The following is a 16,885-nucleotide window of genomic DNA, read 5'->3' on the forward strand; positions in this document are numbered from 1 at the left end:
GCAGGAAGGGTTCAAAGCAAAGGTTCTTCAAGCACGCAACTGTACCGATGCGTTTGCACAACGTGAGTCGGCGGCAATACCTCGGCACACACGGCGCGTGCATGTCGGCAACGCGGGTGAAAGGCGCAACCGCTGGGCAGTCTCAACGGGCTGGGTGGCTCGCCCGGCAAGGGCTCGCTGGGCAGCGGGCGGTACGGATCAATCTCCGGGATCGCCTGGATCAACGCCGCCGTGTAGGGGTGACGGGGCGTGGTGAACACTGCCTCCACCGGGCCTTCCTCGACGATTTTCCCCAGGTACATCACCGCCACCCGATCACACAGGCGGCGGACGATGGCCAGGTCGTGGGCGATAAACAGGATCGCCAGGTTCATGCGCTGTTGCAGTTCCAGCAGCAGGTTGATGATCTGGCCCTGGATCGACACATCCAGGGCAGCCACGCATTCGTCGGCGATGATCAGCCGCGGCTCCACCGCCAGCGCCCGGGCAATGCCGACGCGCTGGCACTGGCCGCCGCTCAGGGAGCCGGGCTTGCGGCTGGCAAGCTCGGGGCGCAGGCCTACCAGATCGAGTAATTCGTCGACCCGGCGTGGGATGTTTTCCGACGCCACCTTGCGCTGCACCCGCAGGACTTCGGCAATGGTTTCGCCGATGGTCAGCCGCGGGTTCAGGGCCGCGTAGGGATCCTGGAAGATCATCGCCGTCTCGTGCCGCAAACGGGCGATATCGACCGGCCCGGCGTGGGCCATGTCGATGCCGTCAAACACCACCTGCCCGGCGCTGATGGGGTTGAGGTGCAGGATCGCCCTCCCCAATGTGCTTTTGCCGCTGCCGGACTCGCCCACCAAACCCAGTGTTTCACCGGCGGCCAGGGTCAACGACACCCCGTTGACCGCCCTCACCCACTGTTTATTCAGGCCGAACAGGCCGCTGCCGGCGGCGGCAAAACGCACCTCAAGGTCATTCACCTGCAACAACGTCATGGGCGAACTCCCAGGGGATAGTGACAGGCCACCCGCGCGCCTTCCGGCAGCAGCTCGGTGCACAAGCTGCCGACTTGCGGGCAGCGCGGGTTGAACCGGCAGCCCTTGGGCAATGCGTCGAGCAATGGCGGTTGGCCGGCGATGGTGCGCAACAGGGCGTGGCCGCTGCTGGTGGCGGGCTGGCACTCGATCAGGCCGGCGGTGTAAGGGTGTTGCGGGTGTGCCAGCAGCTCGTATTTGCTGCCGTGTTCGCACAGGCGCCCGGCGTACATCACGGCGATGGAGTCGCAGGTTTGCGCCACCACGCCCAGGTCGTGAGTGATCATGATGATCGACAGGCCACGCTGGTCCCGCAGGTCCAGCAACAGCCTCAGAATCTGGGCTTGCACGGTCACGTCGAGGGCGGTGGTCGGTTCGTCGGCAATCAGCACCTTGGGATTGCAGCCAAGGGCCACCGCGATCATTGCCCGCTGGCGCATGCCGCCGGAAAACTCGTGGGGGTAATTGTCGATCCGCGCCTGGGGATCGGGAATGCCGACCTGGCGCAGCACTTCGATAGCCTGCAAGCGCGCCTCCTTTTTCGACGCGCCCTGGTGCAGTCGGATGCCTTCGGCGATCTGCTCGCCGATGCGCATCAACGGGTCGAGGTGGCTACTGGGGTTCTGGAAAATCATCCCAAGTTGCCCACCGCGTACCGCGCGCATGCCGGCGTCATCCAGCTGCAGAAGGTCCTGGCCCGCCAGGCGCACCGAACCGCCCTGCACCCGCAGGCTCGGGGACGGCAGCAAGCGCATCAGCCCGCGACAGGCCATGGTCTTGCCCGAACCGCTTTCGCCCACCAGGCCGAGGATTTCACCTTCGGCCAGGTCGAACGACACCCGGTCCACCAACGTTACGTCGCGCCCGGTGTTATTGGCGATGACGCTCAGGTCCTGCACCTGCAACAGGCTCATGAGCGATCCCCCAGCACTTGCGCCACACCATCGGCCAGCAGGCTGAAGCCCATGGCCAGGGTCACGATGGCCAGGCCCGGGAAGGTGCAAATCCACCAGGCGGTGGTGATGAACGCCTGGCCTTCGGCAACCATGGTGCCCCACTCGGCGGTCGGCGGTTGTACGCCCAGGCCGAGGTAGCTGACCGCTGCGCCGTTGAGCAGCACCAGCACTGCGTCAGACATCGAGAACACAATCGAACCGAACATCGCGTTGGGCAACAAATGCCGGAATAGAATGCGCCCATGGCCAAAGCCCAGGCTTTTGGCGGCCAGGGCGAAGTCGCTTTCCTTGAGCACCAGGATCTGCGAGCGGATCAGCCGCGCGTAGGACACCCAGCCCACCAGCGCCATGGCGATGTAAAAGCTTTTCAAACCCGGGCCGAGAATGGCCATGATCGCCAGCATCAGCACCAGGAAAGGGAACGCGAGGATCACGTCGATCACCCGCATGCAGAAGCTGTCGAAACGCCCGCCGATGTAGCCGGACACCGCACCGACGAAGGTGCCGATCAGGAACGGAAAGATCACCCCGACCACCGCCAGTTGCAGGTCGATGCGTGCGCCCCAGATCACCCTCGAAAGGATGTCTCGCCCGTAGTTGTCCGTGCCAAATGGATGGGCCTGGCTGGGACCCAGCAAACTGATGTCGGTGTTTTGCGCAATCGGGTCAAAGGGTGCGATCCAGGGGGCGAACACGGCCAGCGCCAGCCATGTCAGCAGAATCAACAGGCCCCAGGCCGCCGTCAGCCGGCCATTGCGAAAACCGAAGCGCAGGCGCAGGCGCCACGGGGCGATCAATGGGCGGCTGCTCATTGCATCTTCACTCGCGGGTCCAGCGTGACCGTCACCACATCGGCAACAAAGTTGACCAGCACGGTGGCACAGGCCAGCACCATCGCCACGCCCTGCACCACCATGTAGTCGCGGGTGAAGATGCCGCGCACCAGCAATTGGCCGATGCCGGGAATCGCAAACAGGCTTTCGATCACCACCGTGCCGCTGATCAGCCAGCCAATGTTCACCGCCAGCAGGTTCACCGCCGGCACCAGGGAATTGGGCAGCACATGACGACGAAACACCGCCGCCTCCGACAACCCGCGCGCCCGGGCGGCGGTAACGTGGTCAGCCTGCAACTCCATCAACATGCTCGCCCGCAGGTTGCGCACCAGCACCGCCGACAGCGCCAGGGCGATGGTCAGGCACGGCAGAACCATGTGGTGCGCCTTGTCCAGCCAGGTGCGCCCATACCCGGAGACCGGGAACAGGCCCCATTGCACGCTGAGCAACAGGATCAACATCAAGCCCAGCCAGAACGCCGGCATGCCCAGGCCCACCGTAGTGAACAGCCGGATCAGGTTATCCGCCCAGCCACCTTTATTACGCGCAGCCACGGTAGCCAGCGGCACGGCGATCAACAGCGCCAGCAGCACACTGCCGAGCACCAGGAACAGGGTCGGCTCGATGCGGGTGACGATCAGTTTCAGCGCGTCGACCTTGTACAGCAGTGACTGGCCGAGGTCGCCCTTGAGCAGGTTTTTCAGGAAGTAGAAATATTGCAGCCACAGCGGCTGGTCGAGGCCATACTGGGCGCGGATCTTCAGCAAGGCGTCCGGGGTGCTGCGCGAACCCAGCAGGGCCCGCGCCGGGTCGCCGGGAATCGAGCGCACCAGCACAAAGGTGATCAGGCTGATGCCAAACAGCACCGGCAGCAATTGCAGCGGCCGGGACAGCACAAAACGGTAACGCGCCAGGTTCATCCGTCAGCCTCGATGACGAGCGAGGAAGTCCAGCAGCACCGGGAAGTATGCCTGGGGCTCTTCGTAAAACGGCATATGGCTGCTGTTGGGGAACACGTGCAGCTCGGCGTGCCGGGCCGCGCTTTTCATGCGCATGGCGCAGGCCGGGGTCAGTTCGTCGTGCTGGCCGGTGGTGATCAGTATCGGCATCTTGAACTCGCCCATCTCGGGGATGCGGTTCCAGTCCTTGAGGTTGCCGATGTAGAGAAATTCGTTTGGACCCTGCATGGTTTCGTAGGGCCCCATGTTCCAGTCGCCGAGGGAACGCTGGACCGGCGCCGGCCATTCGTCCAGGCGGCAGACGTGGCGGTAGTTGAGCAAGGTGATGGCGGCCTGGTACTGCGGGTGATCGAGGGTACCCATGGCTTCATGGCGTTGCATCATCGCCACGGTTTCGCTGCCCAGGGCGCCGCGCAGGCGTTCCAGCTCGAGGGACAGGTGCGGAATGTCGCCGACGGTGTTTTCCAGGATCAGGCTTTTCAGCGCATCGGGGTAGTGAATGGCGTACTCGATGCCCAACCATCCGCCCCAGGAATGCCCCAGCAAGTGCACGCGGCCAAGGCCAAGGGCCTGGCGCACGGTTTCGACTTCTTCGACATAACGGCTGATTTCCCACAGCGAAACATCGGTCGGTCTGGCTGAAGCGCCCGTGCCAAGCTGGTCGAATGCAACCACTCGCAGGCCACTGTCCTTGAGCCAGCCATGGGCGTCGCGCAAGTAGTCGCAAGGCAGCCCGGGGCCGCCATTGAGGCACAGCAACACCTCATCGCCTTCGCCAAAGCTATAGGCCACGAGGTTGTGGCCATCGACCTGCACGTTGTACCGCTGGTCGGGGGCAATTTCACGCCACATGCATACATTCCTTGTTGTGTGTCGGCCCTGTGGAGAGTGGCCGTTTAGAGGCCAACACTACCGAGGATGCCGCGTGTCCATAACCTGGTAATTCTTATAGGTTTGGTCTGGCAGTCCTTCGCCGGGGCGTGGCATTCTACTTGCAGCAAGACGAGATTCAAATGAAATCGGGAGCAGAACGGATGCTGGCCAGGCTAACTGCGTTTAATGACCGTCTCATCCCCGGCAGGAGCCTGGATGAACAGATGGACAACACCCTCGTATTGGCCCAGGACCTGGGTTTTGATGCGTTGGTCTACGACTACACCCCCGTGCCCATTGACCATAATGGTGCACTGATCACCCCTTCTGTGCTGCAACTGCGCAATACCCCGCCCGACTGGTACAACCTGTGGTGCAGTTCCGGCTTTTATCAGATCGATCCGGTGCAACACCTTGCACTGTCGACGGTTTCACCGTTTGTGTGGTCCTACGAGGCCAAGGCCGATACCGCGCTGCAAAAAATCATCGACCCCTGCCACGCCCCGGTTTCCAGCTACCTGCACGACCGCCAGATGACCTGCGGCGTCAGCGTGCCGATCCATTTGCCCCGTGGCGGCTTCGCCTCGCTGACCGGCCTGCGCACCGGCAAGGCCAGCGCCGTGTTGCAGGACGCCCGCCAGACGCTGTCGGAATTCAGCCTGATTACCCACGCCTTGCAGGAAGCGGCCTACCCGCTTTTCAGCAAGGAACTGCGCTCCTACCCGCATATCCGCCTGACCAAGCGTGAGCGCGAATGCCTGAAATGGGCCGCCGACGGCCTGACCGCCGCCGAAATCGCCACGCAATTGAGCCGCTCCCTGGCAGTGGTTACCCTGCACCTGGCGTCGGCCATGCACAAACTGGGGGCCAAGAACCGGGTGCAAGCGGTGGTACGGGCCACTCATTACCGGCTGCTGGAAGACTGATCCGAAGGAAAAACCTAGCTGTTTTGCTAGTTACTTAAACTTTCTGTGCCGACTATCGTGTACCTGATCACTTTTTCTCAGGGCAGGGCACGAAATGGAATTCATCGAAACAATCCGCGAAGGCTATGCGGCCTTTCGCGACTACCAGACCTGGTATCGGGTAACCGGCGACCTGGACAGCGGCCTCACGCCGCTGGTCATCCTCCATGGTGGCCCGGGTTGTACCCATGATTATGTCGATGCCTACAAGGACGTAGCCGCCAGTGGCCACGCGGTCATTCACTACGACCAACTGGGCAACGGCCGCTCCACCCACCTGCCTGACAAAGACCCTTCATTCTGGACCGTCGGCTTGTTCCTCGAAGAACTGGACAACCTGCTGGACCACCTGCAGATCAGCAACAACTACGCGATCCTGGGTCAATCCTGGGGCGGCATGCTCGGCAGCGAACACGCCATCCTGCAACCCAAGGGCCTGCGTGCATTTATTCCGGCCAACTCGCCGACCTGCATGCGTACCTGGGTTGCCGAGGCCAACCGCCTGCGCAAGCTACTGCCTGAAGGCGTGCACGAGACCTTGCTCAAGCATGAACAGGCCGGCACCTACCAGGACCCTGAGTACCTGGCCGCCTCGCGGATTTTCTATGACCAGCACGTGTGCCGGGTCAATCCGTGGCCGGAAGAAGTCGCCCGCACATTCGCCCAGGTGGATTCGGACCCGACGGTGTATCACGCCATGAGCGGCCCGACGGAATTCCATGTAATTGGCAGCTTGAAAGACTGGAACGTGATCGGTCGGCTGTCGAAGGTCAATGTGCCGACCCTGGTGATTTCCGGTCGCCATGACGAGGCCACGCCGCTGGTGGTCAAGCCGTTCCTGGATGAGATCGCCGATGTGCGCTGGGCGCTGTTCGAAGACTCCAGCCACATGCCGCATGTTGAAGAGCGACAGGCGTGCATGGGGACGGTGGTGCAGTTTTTGGATGAGGCTTGTTCGGTGCCCCACAGAACGCTCAAGACTGGCTGAGATCAAAATGTGGGAGCGGGCTTGCTCGCTCCCACATTGGACTCTTTGTGGCTGTTACACCTCGCTGGTCTGCGCCCTGCCGTGCACCGCCGCTTTCTTCGGCACTTCCTCCAGCAATGGAATTTCCTTGCCCTCGGCATCAAACAGCTTGCCGCCGCTGAAGTAATCCCCGTCCCGCAACGCCGCCACGTCCTGGAAGCACAGGCTGCGTTCCGTCCCGGCAACGAATACCGACTGCTGGTCCGAGTTGCCCGCGGTGAAGTGGTTGAACGCCAGGTTCAACAGGATCGCCATGATCGCTGACGAACTGATCCCCGAGTGGAAAATGGTCGCGAACCAGCTCGGGAAGTGATCGTAGAAACTCGGGGCCGCAATCGGGATCATGCCAAAACCGATGGAAGTGGCGACGATGATCAGGTTCATGTTGTTGCGGTAATCAACCTTGGACAAGGTCCGGATACCACTGGCAGCCACGGTGCCGAACAGCACGATCCCGGCCCCGCCCAGCACCGAAGTCGGCACTGCCGCAATCACCCGCCCCATGAACGGCAGCAGGCCGAGGATCACCAGGAATATCCCACCGGTGGCGACCACATAACGGCTCTTGACCCCGGTAACCGCCACCAGCCCGACGTTCTGTGCAAACGCGCTCTGGGTGAACGAGCCGAAGATCGGCGCAAACATGCTCGACAGCATATCCGCACGCAGGCCATTGCCGAGGCGCTTGGAGTCGACCTTGGTGTCGATGATTTCACCCACCGCCAGAATGTCCGCCGAGGTTTCCACCAGCGTCACCATGACCACGATGCACATGGAAATGATCGCCGCGAGATGGAAGGTTGGCATGCCGAAATGGAATGGCGTGGGAAAGCCGAACATCGGGCCCTGGGTCACGCTGGAGAAGTCAGCCATGCCGAGGAACACCGCGATAACCGTGCCGATCACCATCGCCAGCAGGATCGACAGTCGCGAGATGGTCGCGCTACCGATCTTGCTCAGCAGCAATACCAGCACCAGGGTCAGCGCCGCCAGGCCGATGTTCGGCATGCTGCCGAAATCTGCGGCGCGGCTGTTGCCGCCCATGGCCCAGCGGGCGGCGACGGGCATCAACGTCAGGCCGATGGTAGTGATCACAATCCCGGTGACCAACGGCGGGAAGAATTTGGTGATTCGCGAGAACACCGGGGTGATCAGCAGGCCTATCAGGGAGGCGGCCATCACCGCCCCGAGAATCGCCGGGATGCCACCCGCGCCGTCGCTGCCAACAATCGCCACCATGGTCGCCACCCCGGCAAAGGACACCCCTTGCACCAGCGGCAACTGGCAGCCGAAAAACGGCAGGCCCAGGGTTTGCAACAGCGTAGCCAGGCCTCCGGCAAACAGCGAGGCAGCGATCAGCAGGCCAATATCGGCCGGCGACAACCCGGCCGCCTGGCCGACGATCAACGGTACAGCCACGATGCCGCCGTACATGGTGAGCACATGCTGCAGGCCGTAAGCCATGTTGGCCGCGACGCCGAGATTCTCATCTTCTGGCCGCTGCGGTGACGTCTTCGGGATAGTCATGGTGAGGGGTTCTCTGTTTTTGTTGTGCACTCACTGTATGCAATAGAAAGATTGGATGTCCATAGAGTTGTATACAATCATTTTCACAAGAACACCCTGAACGCCGTTACAAAAATCCATTCAGCCGCCCTGCCCCGTGGCTCGAAGCGCTGCGCACAAGGACTTGAAAAAAATGCTCAACCGCAAGCTGCGCATCCACGCCCCGGCGATTTACTACTTCGACATGGTTCGCCGCTGCCACTCGATCCGCGAAGCCGCGCGCCGCCTGAACGTGGCGTCTTCGGCGGTGAACCGGCAGATCCTCAAGCTGGAAGACGAGGTGGGCGCGGCGCTGTTCGAGCGCCTGCCCGGCGGCCTGCGCCTGACGGCGGCCGGGGAAATCCTGACCCGCCACGTGAGTTTCCTGTTGCAGGACGTGGAGCGCGTGCGCGGTGAACTGGATGGCTTGAACGGTGTGCAGACCGGCCACGTGGAAATCGCCACGGTGGAAGGCGCCACTGTGGAGCTGCTGCCCGCCGCCCTCAAGCGCATGCGTGAGCGTTATCCGAAAGTGACCATTGGCGTCACGGTACAAGGTTCGCAATCGATTCCCGGTGCGGTGGTCAACGGCCAGGCTGACCTGGGGTTGGCCTTTGCCTTACCGCGCAGCAGCGAAACCATCCAGGTGTGTGTCGGCCATTTCCGCCTGGGGGCGTTGATGGCACCGGGGCATCCGTTGGCCGGTGAAAGCAGCGTGAGTTACGCGCGCTGCTGTGAACACGGGGTGATCCAGGCCAAGAGCGAGCTCTCGGTTCACCACCTGATCGCACCGCTGCACAAGCGTTCGGCGGCGACGAACAAGCCACTGCTGCACAGCAACTCGATGGAGCTGGCCCGGCAACTGGCGCGCCAGCAACTGGGCATCGCGTTCCAGACGCGCATTGGCGTGGAGGTGGATTTAGCCCGCGGCGAACTGCTGCACATTCCGCTCAGCGACCAGGGCGGGATCTTCAGCGACCTGGGCTTGTACGCCCGCAAAGACCGAGACTTGCCGATGGCGGTGCAAGCCATGGCCCATCTGCTCAGTGAAGAAATCAGTTTGCGCGAACATCAGGAAACGCCCTCGGCGCCACGTATTTCCTGACTCTCAGGCCAGCTTCAGTGCTGCCGTTTCGGCATCGGCCCAGGCGAGATTCTGTTCTTTGGAACCCACAACGGATGTGCCGATACTGCGCCCGGCGACCCTTGCGCGGTCGCCATGAGCCAAAACGCCAAAGGAATTAAAACAATGAAAAAGGCACTGCACGGCGCAACCGTATTACTCACCCTGTTCGGCGGCGGGGAGGCTGTCGCGCTGGAATGGATGAACAACAGCCTGGGATTTCGCTACGGCCAGCAGTTCACCAACCCGAACAACCCGGATGAATTCAGCAAGCGCATCTACAGCTTCACCCACGCCAGCGGCTACCAGTACGGCAGCAACTACCTGAACCTCGATGTGTTCCTGTCCGACAGCCGCGACCCACGCAAGGGCACCGACCACGGCGGCAGCGAAGTGTATGCGGTGTACCGGCACCAGCTGTACGCCTCACGGGTATTCGATGTGCCGCTGGGCACCGGGGTGATCAAGGATTACGCACTGACCTTCGGCTTTGATGCTAACCGCAACAACAACCTGGCGTCGGCGAAAAAACGTGCGCTGGTGATTGGCCCGACCTTGAAGTTCAACACCGTCGGCGTGCTGGACCTGAGCCTGATGTACTACAAGGAAAGAAACCATTCCGGCATCCCTGGCGCGAAAGAACCCGATCACACCTTCGACGATACCTACATGCTCAACCTGACCTGGATGCGGCCTTTCGAGATCGGCAACCACGGGGCGAAGTTTCAGGGGTTTATCAATCACGTCGGGGAAAAGGGCGAAGACTTCCATGGCCGCGACACCGCGCCGGAAACCCTGATGCGCACCGCGCTGATGGTGGCGGTGCGTCCGGGCAAAGGCGTCAAGCCCAATCTCTACCTGGGCGTCGGCTATGAGTATTGGCATAACAAGTTCGGCGTGGACGGCGGCCGGGGTAGCCGCACGTCAACGCCGACGGTGAACATGGAAGTGACGTTCTAGCGGGCGCGCACCAGGTCGGCATCGCCATCGTCGACCTTCGGTCGCGCCAGCCAGTAGCCCAACACGGCCAATGGCGCGGTCGCCAGCATCACGATCGCAGTGATCAACAGCGGCTGGTCGATCATCGACGACACGATCAGGCTCGCCAGGAAGCACAACCCCAACTGCAAGGTGTTCTGCAATGCCGCCGCCTTGCCGGAATTTTCCGCAAACGGCATCAGTGCATTCGCCACCACGATCGGGTAGCTGGCGCCATTGACCAGGGCCATCAGGCAGAACGGAATCAGCAAGGTGGCGAGCGTCGGCACGGTCAAGGTCGCGACGAGGTACAGCGCGACCATGCTGATGCAGTACGCCAGCAGCAGCCACGGCAACAAAGTCTTGCCCTGGAACCGCTGCAACGCACTGCGGCAACTGTAGCCACCGATCAGGAACGACAGCGTTGGCAATACGTAGCTCAAGCCGATGTCATTCGGGCTGTAGCCCATCCCGCCAAGGATGAACGGCGAGGCGGTAAGCCAGGCGAAGAAACTGGCCGAGCATGCGGCAAAGATCATCACGTTGCCGGTGAACACCCGCGACTTGAGCAATTGCCCATAGCCGATTCGGGACGGTTCGCCGTCGGTTGTCAGGCGTTTCGGCAGCGGCCTGAGAAACAACGTAGGCAGCAGCAGGAGCAGCGAAACCACCAACAACACACCGAAAATCGCCTGCCAGCCCCAGTGATTCAGCATCAGCGCTCCCAGCAATGGCGCCAGGGCCGGAGACAGTGACATCAGCGGCATAATGCCGGCGAACACCCGATGGGCCTTGTCCGCCGGGTAGCGGTCGATCACCAGCGCCTGCCAACTGACGGCGGCGGAACACACGCCAATCGCCTGGACAAAACGCAAGGCCAACAGCTGCGGTGCGGTCTCGACCCAGAACATCCCCAGGCAGCCGAGCACAAACAGTGAAAGGCCCGTAAGCAGCACCGGCTTGCGTCCCAACCGGTCGGATAGCGGCCCCCACAGCAACTGCCCGACGGCAAAGCCGGCGAGGAAAATGCTCAGGCTCGCGCCCACCGCGCCGGGGGAAATCTGCAGTTGCTCGCCCATGGCGCCAAACGCCGGCAAGTACATATCCATGGCCAGATAGCCGAGCATGCTCAGCCCCGCCAGGTACCAGGTGAATCCAAAAGAATTTTTCATTGAAGCCTTGTATAACCTGCCATCAAACTATTTGCTGACTGGCGCCTATTATGAAGCTGAGCAAATCCCTGTGAAGCGATAATAATTGGACACTCTTATCAATAATTTTGAAGGCAAACCCCATGTGGTCTGAATATTCCCTGGATGTGGTGGATGCAGTGGCCCGCCACGGCAGCTTCAGCGCCGCCGCCCAGGAACTGCACCGCGTGCCGTCAGCCATCAGCTACACAGTGCGGCAACTTGAAGAATGGCTGGCGGTGCCGCTGTTCGTCCGACGGCATCGGGATGTGGAGCTGACACCCGCGGGTAAATTGTTCATCGACGAAGCCCGCGGCGTCATGAAAAAAATGCTCGGCACCCGCCGGCTGTGCCAGCAAGTGGCAAATGGCTGGAGTGGCCAGTTGAAAGTCGCGGTGGACTCCATCGTTAAACAGCAGCGCTGCCGGCAGTTGGTACTGGATTTCTATCGGCAGTTCCCGGAGGTGGAATTGCTGTTGGATTACGAGGTGTACAACGGGGTGTGGGATGCCCTGGCCGATGACCGCACCGATATCGTGATCGGCGCCACCAGCGCGGTGCCGGTGGCCAGTCAATTCACGTTTCGTGACATGGGCCTGCTGAACTGGCTGTGCGTGGTCAGCAGCCGGCATCCGCTGGCAGCGGTCGAAGGCCTGCTCAGCGATGACCAACTGCGGCCCTTCGCCTCCCTGTGCATGACCGACACCTCGCGCAACCTGCCCAAGCGCGACACCTGGACCCTGGATAACCAGCGTCGTTTGGTGGTGCCGCACTGGGCTTCGGCGATTGATTGCCTGCGGGATGGCCTGTGCGTCGGCATGGCACCGGCGCACCTGGTGCAGCCGTGGATCGAGCGCGGCGAGCTGAGCGCCCTGCAACTGTCCCGGCCCTTCCCTGCCAGCCCGTCGTGCGTGGCCTGGGCACAGAACAAACTGTCGCCGGCCATGGCCTGGTTGCTGGATTACCTGGGGGATACCGAGACCCTGAACCAGGAATGGCTGAACGGGGTGCAGGTGGGCTCCGGCTACCCCGTTTGACTGATCGTTCCCACGCTCTGCGTGGGAATGCAGCCAGTGACGCTCCGCGTCAGCCTCATCCGTGTTTAGTCCAGAAGCCGGGAAAGTGCGCGCACGATCATCTCCACTTCCTTGGCATCGATGGTCAGCGGCGGCAGCAGGCGGATGATCTTGCCCCGGGTGACGTTGATCAGCAGGCCATGCTCTTGCGCCGCACGCTGGGCCAGGTCGCGCTGAGGCGTTGCCAGTTCGATGCCGATCATCAGCCCTTGCCCGCGAATCGCCAGCACCTGGGGATGCTCGTTCAATTCCACCCGCAGGCGCGCCAGCAGCCGCTCACCCTGTTGCGCCGCGTTGTCCAGCAGGCCTTGTTCTTCGATGATCTCCAGCACCGTACAACCGACACGGCAGGCCAGCGGGTTGCCGCCGAAGGTGCTGCCGTGGCTGCCGGGGGTAAACAGTTGCGCAACAGCGGCCCGGGCCAGGCACGCGCCAATCGGCACACCGTTGCCGAGGCCTTTGGCCAAAGTCATCACGTCCGGCACGATGCCTTCATGCTGGAAGGCAAACCAGCGACCTGTACGGCCGATCCCGGTCTGGATCTCATCGAGCATCAACAACCAGCCTTGCCGGGTGCAGTGCTCGCGCAAGGCTTTCAGATAGCCCGGCGGCGCGACTTGCACGCCGCTTTCGCCCTGGATCGGCTCAAGCAGCACCGCAACAATGCGCGGGCCAAACTCCCGGGTCACGGCCTCCAGTGCCTTCAAGTCACCGAAGCCGACCTTGATAAAGTCCCCCGGCAGTTTTTGAAATCCCAACCGCACGGAAGGCCCGTCGCTGGCGGACAGGGTGCCCAGGGTGCGCCCGTGAAAGGCATTCTCCATCACCACCACCAGCGGCTGTTCGATGCCCTTTTTCCAGCCATGCAGCCGGGCCAGCTTCAGCGCCGTCTCGTTGGCTTCGGCACCGGAGTTGTTGAAGAACGCCTGGTCCAGCCCGGAGAGCCGGGTGAGGCGCTGGGCCAGGCGCTGCTGCCAGTCGATGCTGTAGAGGTTGGAGGTGTGCAGCAGCAAACCGGCCTGCTCACTGATGGCCGCTACCAGCCGCGGGTGGGAATGACCGACGTTGGTCACCGCCACACCTGCCACCGCATCCAGGTATTCACGGCCCTGCTGGTCCCACAGGCGCGTGCCAAGGCCTCGGGTAAAGCTCAGGGGCGACGGTTGATAAGTGGTCATCAGGCAGGCGGCGGTCATGGCATCAGGCTCCAGTGCATCGTAGTGATGGCACCAGTATCGTTAGCCACCCGAGCTGGATAAACTGCACAACACTGCGATCACTTTAAACCAGGGCTTGATAATGGATCTGTTCCAGGCGATGACGGTGTACGTAAAAGTGGTGGAAGCCGGCAGCATGACGGCGGCAGCGCAGGCGTGCGGCATGTCCACCACCATGGTCGGCAATCACCTGCGCGCGCTGGAACAAAGGCTGGGGGTCAGCCTGCTCAAGCGCACCACGCGCAAGCAAAGCCTGACCGAGTTTGGCGGGATTTATTACCAGCGTTGCCTGGAGGTGCTGGGCCTGGTGGCCGACTCCGAGCAGATGGCCGAACAAGCCAACAGTGACGTGCCCAAGGGGCTGCTGCGGATCACCGCACCACCGGCCTTTGGCACCGAACGCCTGGCACCGGCGCTCAGCGAATTTTCCCAGCGCTACCCACAGATCAAGCTGTACGTGGTGCTGAGCAACCAGCGGATGGACATGGTCGACAGCGGCTTCGACGTGGCCATCCGCTTGGGCGACCTGGACGCGCCAAGCCTGATTGCCCGCCCCATGCAGGATTACACCATCACCCTCTGCGCCTCTGCGGAGTACCTGGCGCGCCGTGGCACACCTCAACGCCCCGACGATCTGCAGCAACATGACTGCCTGGCGTTCGCTTACCCGGCGACCGACGATTGGCGCAACGCCGACAAGTTGTGGCGAATGCGCGGCGCAGAGGGCGAAGTGGAAATTCCGGTTTCCGGCTCATTGACCATCAACAGTTCGCAGGCCTTGCGCCAGGCTGCCCTGGAAGGCATGGGCATCGTGATGCTGCCTGACGCCCTGGTCGAGCCAGACCTGCGGGCCGGAAAACTGGTGGCATTACTGACGGACTACCAACTGCCCAGCCGGCCCATGCATTTGCTGTACGCCCAGGACCGCTATCGCCTGCCCAAGCTGCGGGCGTTCGTGGATTTCGTCATGGAGAAATGGGCGCGCTAGAGGCTCACCCCCAGCTCGATCAAGCGCTCCCGGGTCTGCGCGGCAGACACGTGGTGAATCCCCTGCCAACCCAGCGCAGTAGCCGCCTCGGTATTGCCGGCTACGTCGTCAATAAACACCACTTCACCCGGCTGGATATCCGGCAAATGGGCGCGCACCTGCGCCAGGCTGGCGTGGTAAATAGCAGGATCGGGCTTGATCAGCTTGATTTCGCCGGACACCACGATGTCGCGAAAATACTGCAGGAAGGGATAGTGGGCACGGGCATAGGGAAAGGTCTCGGCGGACCAGTTGGTCAGGCCGAACAGCGGCATCTTCGCCTCATGCAACGCTTCGAGTATCGCCACGCCCTCCGGCAATGAACCACGCAGCATCTCGTGCCAGCGGTCGTAGTACGCCTGGATCAGTGGTGCATGCTGAGGATGTTCGGCGATCAGCGCGCGGGTGCCCTCAGCCAGACTGCGCCCGGCGTCCTGCTCGGTGTTCCAGGCCTGGGTGCAGACGGTGTCCAGGAACCGTTGGCGCTCCCGTTCGTCGGTAATCAGCTGGCGGTAGAGATGGTGCGGGTTCCAGTCGAACAGGACACCGCCGAAATCAAAAACGACTGCACGAATCGTCATCTAGATCCTCCGTTAGCGTGGGTGTGATAACGGCCGCAGTCTGGCATGACGCGCACAAAAAAGCGGCCCCTGGAGGCCGCTTCTTCGTTACCGCAAGCGCTTAAGCCTGAATCAGGCCCTTGATCTTCACGGTCGGATTCACGTCAGCGTCGTAGTCCACGCCGTCGATCTCGAAACCGAACAGGCGCAGGAATTCCGCCTTGTAGCCGGCAAAATCGCTGATCTCGTTGACGTTGTCATCGGAGACCTGATTCCACAGGGCCGCTACCGCGTCCTGAACCTTAGGCTCAAGTTCCGCGAGGTCGGCGCGCAGGCGGCCGTCGGCGTCGAGCTTGGGCTCTTTGCCATACAGGCTGTCCTTGAACAGGCCGTAGACCTGCTCGATGCAACCTTCGTGGGTGCCCTGCTCTTTCATCACTTTAAACAGCAACGACAGGTACAGCGGCATGATCGGGATCGCCGAGCTGGCCTGGGTCACTACTGCCTTGAGTACCGACACACGGGCGTCGCCTTTCAGCGCCGCGAGGTTTTCGCGCAGGGTCAGGACTTTCTTGTCGAGGTCCTTCTTGGCTTCGCCGATGGAGCCGTTCCAGTAGATGTCCTGGGTCAGCTTCTCGCCGAGGTAGGTGAACGCAGTGGTCTTGGCGCCTTCGGCCAGCACGTCGGCGTCACGCAGGGCGTCGATCCACAGCTGCCAGTCTTCGCCGCCCATGACTTTCACGGTGCCGTCGATTTCTTCCTGGGTGGCCGGCTCGAGGGTGGTGTCGACCACGACGCCCTTGTCGGTGTTGATGCCGCGCAGGGTCACAGCCTTGCCGATCGGCTTCAGGGTGGAGTTGTGCACCACGCCTTGCGGGTCGGTACGGCGTGGCGCGGCCAGGCTGTAGACCACCAGGTCGATCTTGCCGAGGTCTTTCTTGATGGTTTCGATGGTCAGGCGCTTGATCTCGTCAGAGAACGCATCGCCGTTGATGCTCTTGGCGTACAGGCCTTTTTCCAGCGCAAACTTCTCGAAGGCGGCGCTGTTGTACCAGCCGGCAGAGCTGAGCTTGCCTTCTTCGCCTTCTTTCTCAAAAAACACGCCCAGGGTGTCGGCGCCGCAGCCAAAGGCAGCGCTGATGCGCGCGGCCAGGCCGTAGCCGGTGGAAGCCCCGAGGACCAGCACCTTTTTCGGGCCGCCTTCAATGGCACCGTGTTCGGTCACGTAGTCGATCTGCTCTTTGACATTCGCTTCACAGCCAACCGGGTGAGCGGTCACACAGATAAAGCCACGAACCCGCGGTTTGATGATCATAAAATTTCTGCCTCTTCCAAGGTGCCGAAGGCCAATGGTGGCCATTACAGCGTCAATCGTACGGGTCTATGACGCCCGGAAAACCGAAGCGTCACGATAGTCGCAAATCTTCTGTTCACAAAATGCTATCCGCAACACCGCCAGCCTGGCCATCCGCCGAGGCATTTTAGGGGGACAGCGGTAAAAATCTGTGCAGTGACTTCACAAATTTCCAGC

The 16,885-nt window shown here is 62.0% G+C and carries 16 protein-coding genes; 6 read left to right on the top strand and 10 right to left on the bottom strand.

The window, feature by feature from the left end; genetic code table 11:
• Positions 1-11: 11 nt before the first annotated feature.
• The 5 genes from HX786_RS02495 to HX786_RS02515 are packed head-to-tail and all read right to left on the bottom strand — an operon-like array spanning position 12 to position 4,625.
• Complete coding sequence (locus HX786_RS02495) at positions 12-983, bottom strand: ABC transporter ATP-binding protein (RefSeq protein WP_003218833.1); 972 nt, start codon at positions 981-983, stop codon at positions 12-14.
• Positions 980-1,936, bottom strand: a complete 957-nt coding sequence (locus tag HX786_RS02500; RefSeq protein WP_102368420.1) for an ABC transporter ATP-binding protein — start codon at positions 1,934-1,936, stop codon at positions 980-982. The genes HX786_RS02495 and HX786_RS02500 overlap by 4 nt, the downstream gene beginning before the upstream one ends.
• Positions 1,933-2,790 carry an ABC transporter permease gene (locus HX786_RS02505; protein WP_003218837.1) on the bottom strand — a complete coding sequence of 286 codons (858 nt, stop codon included), beginning with the start codon at positions 2,788-2,790 and terminating at the stop codon, positions 1,933-1,935. Before HX786_RS02505 ends, HX786_RS02500 begins: the two co-directional genes overlap by 4 nt.
• Positions 2,787-3,734: an ABC transporter permease gene (locus HX786_RS02510; protein WP_003218838.1), complete on the bottom strand. Its 948-nt coding sequence runs from the start codon at positions 3,732-3,734 to the stop codon at positions 2,787-2,789. Before HX786_RS02510 ends, HX786_RS02505 begins: the two co-directional genes overlap by 4 nt.
• Before the next feature lie 3 nt (positions 3,735-3,737).
• Positions 3,738-4,625: a proline iminopeptidase-family hydrolase gene (locus HX786_RS02515; protein WP_178911679.1), complete on the bottom strand. Its 888-nt coding sequence runs from the start codon at positions 4,623-4,625 to the stop codon at positions 3,738-3,740.
• 182 nt (positions 4,626-4,807) lie between these two features.
• On the opposite strand from HX786_RS02515, the gene HX786_RS02520 reads away from it, so the two are divergent.
• Positions 4,808-5,572 carry a LuxR family transcriptional regulator gene (locus tag HX786_RS02520; protein ID WP_008437673.1) on the top strand — a complete coding sequence of 255 codons (765 nt, stop codon included), beginning with the start codon at positions 4,808-4,810 and terminating at the stop codon, positions 5,570-5,572.
• Between the two features lie 94 nt (positions 5,573-5,666).
• Positions 5,667-6,599, top strand: coding sequence for a proline iminopeptidase-family hydrolase (locus HX786_RS02525; protein WP_003218843.1), 933 nt, complete (start codon positions 5,667-5,669; stop codon positions 6,597-6,599).
• Between the two features lie 54 nt (positions 6,600-6,653).
• Here the strand turns inward: HX786_RS02525 and HX786_RS02530 are convergent, their stop codons facing one another.
• Complete coding sequence (locus tag HX786_RS02530; RefSeq protein ID WP_177008099.1) at positions 6,654-8,165, bottom strand: nucleobase:cation symporter-2 family protein; 1,512 nt, start codon at positions 8,163-8,165, stop codon at positions 6,654-6,656.
• A 172-nt stretch (positions 8,166-8,337) separates the two neighbouring features.
• On the opposite strand from HX786_RS02530, the gene HX786_RS02535 reads away from it, so the two are divergent.
• Together HX786_RS02535 and HX786_RS02540 are read left to right on the top strand one after the other, a co-directional pair.
• A complete protein-coding gene (locus HX786_RS02535; RefSeq protein WP_178911680.1) occupies positions 8,338-9,288 on the top strand; it encodes a LysR family transcriptional regulator in 951 nt (316 codons plus the stop codon).
• Between the two features lie 144 nt (positions 9,289-9,432).
• The gene (locus tag HX786_RS02540) at positions 9,433-10,266 is read left to right on the top strand and encodes a nucleoside-binding protein (RefSeq protein ID WP_177028733.1); all 834 of its coding nucleotides are present in this window, start codon (positions 9,433-9,435) and stop codon (positions 10,264-10,266) included.
• On the opposite strand, the gene punC is transcribed toward HX786_RS02540, so the two are convergent.
• Positions 10,263-11,456, bottom strand: a complete 1,194-nt coding sequence (gene punC / locus HX786_RS02545; protein WP_102368415.1) for a purine nucleoside transporter PunC — start codon at positions 11,454-11,456, stop codon at positions 10,263-10,265. The two genes, HX786_RS02540 and punC, sit on opposite strands and share 4 nt — an antisense overlap.
• Before the next feature lie 122 nt (positions 11,457-11,578).
• Between punC and punR the strand changes: the two genes are divergently transcribed.
• Positions 11,579-12,511: a DNA-binding transcriptional activator PunR gene (gene punR, locus HX786_RS02550; protein ID WP_003218855.1), complete on the top strand. Its 933-nt coding sequence runs from the start codon at positions 11,579-11,581 to the stop codon at positions 12,509-12,511.
• A gap of 65 nt (positions 12,512-12,576) precedes the next feature.
• Here punR and HX786_RS02555 read toward each other — a convergent pair whose 3' ends face one another.
• A complete protein-coding gene (locus tag HX786_RS02555; RefSeq protein ID WP_177054117.1) occupies positions 12,577-13,746 on the bottom strand; it encodes an aspartate aminotransferase family protein in 1,170 nt (389 codons plus the stop codon).
• Positions 13,747-13,849: 103 nt separating this feature from the next.
• Here HX786_RS02555 and HX786_RS02560 point away from each other — a divergent pair, with 103 nt between their 5' ends.
• A complete protein-coding gene (locus HX786_RS02560; RefSeq protein WP_102368413.1) occupies positions 13,850-14,755 on the top strand; it encodes a LysR family transcriptional regulator in 906 nt (301 codons plus the stop codon).
• Here HX786_RS02560 and HX786_RS02565 read toward each other — a convergent pair.
• Entirely contained in the window at positions 14,752-15,375 is a 624-nt protein-coding gene (locus tag HX786_RS02565; RefSeq protein ID WP_178911681.1) for an HAD family phosphatase, read from the bottom strand. The genes HX786_RS02560 and HX786_RS02565 overlap by 4 nt on opposite strands.
• Before the next feature lie 100 nt (positions 15,376-15,475).
• Positions 15,476-16,669: an enoyl-ACP reductase FabV gene (gene fabV / locus HX786_RS02570; protein ID WP_003218863.1), complete on the bottom strand. Its 1,194-nt coding sequence runs from the start codon at positions 16,667-16,669 to the stop codon at positions 15,476-15,478.
• Between the last annotated feature and the right edge of the window lie 216 nt (positions 16,670-16,885).

The sequence above is a fragment of the Pseudomonas sp. 21615526 genome (genome assembly GCF_013386245.1).
Lineage (GTDB): Bacteria > Pseudomonadota > Gammaproteobacteria > Pseudomonadales > Pseudomonadaceae > Aquipseudomonas.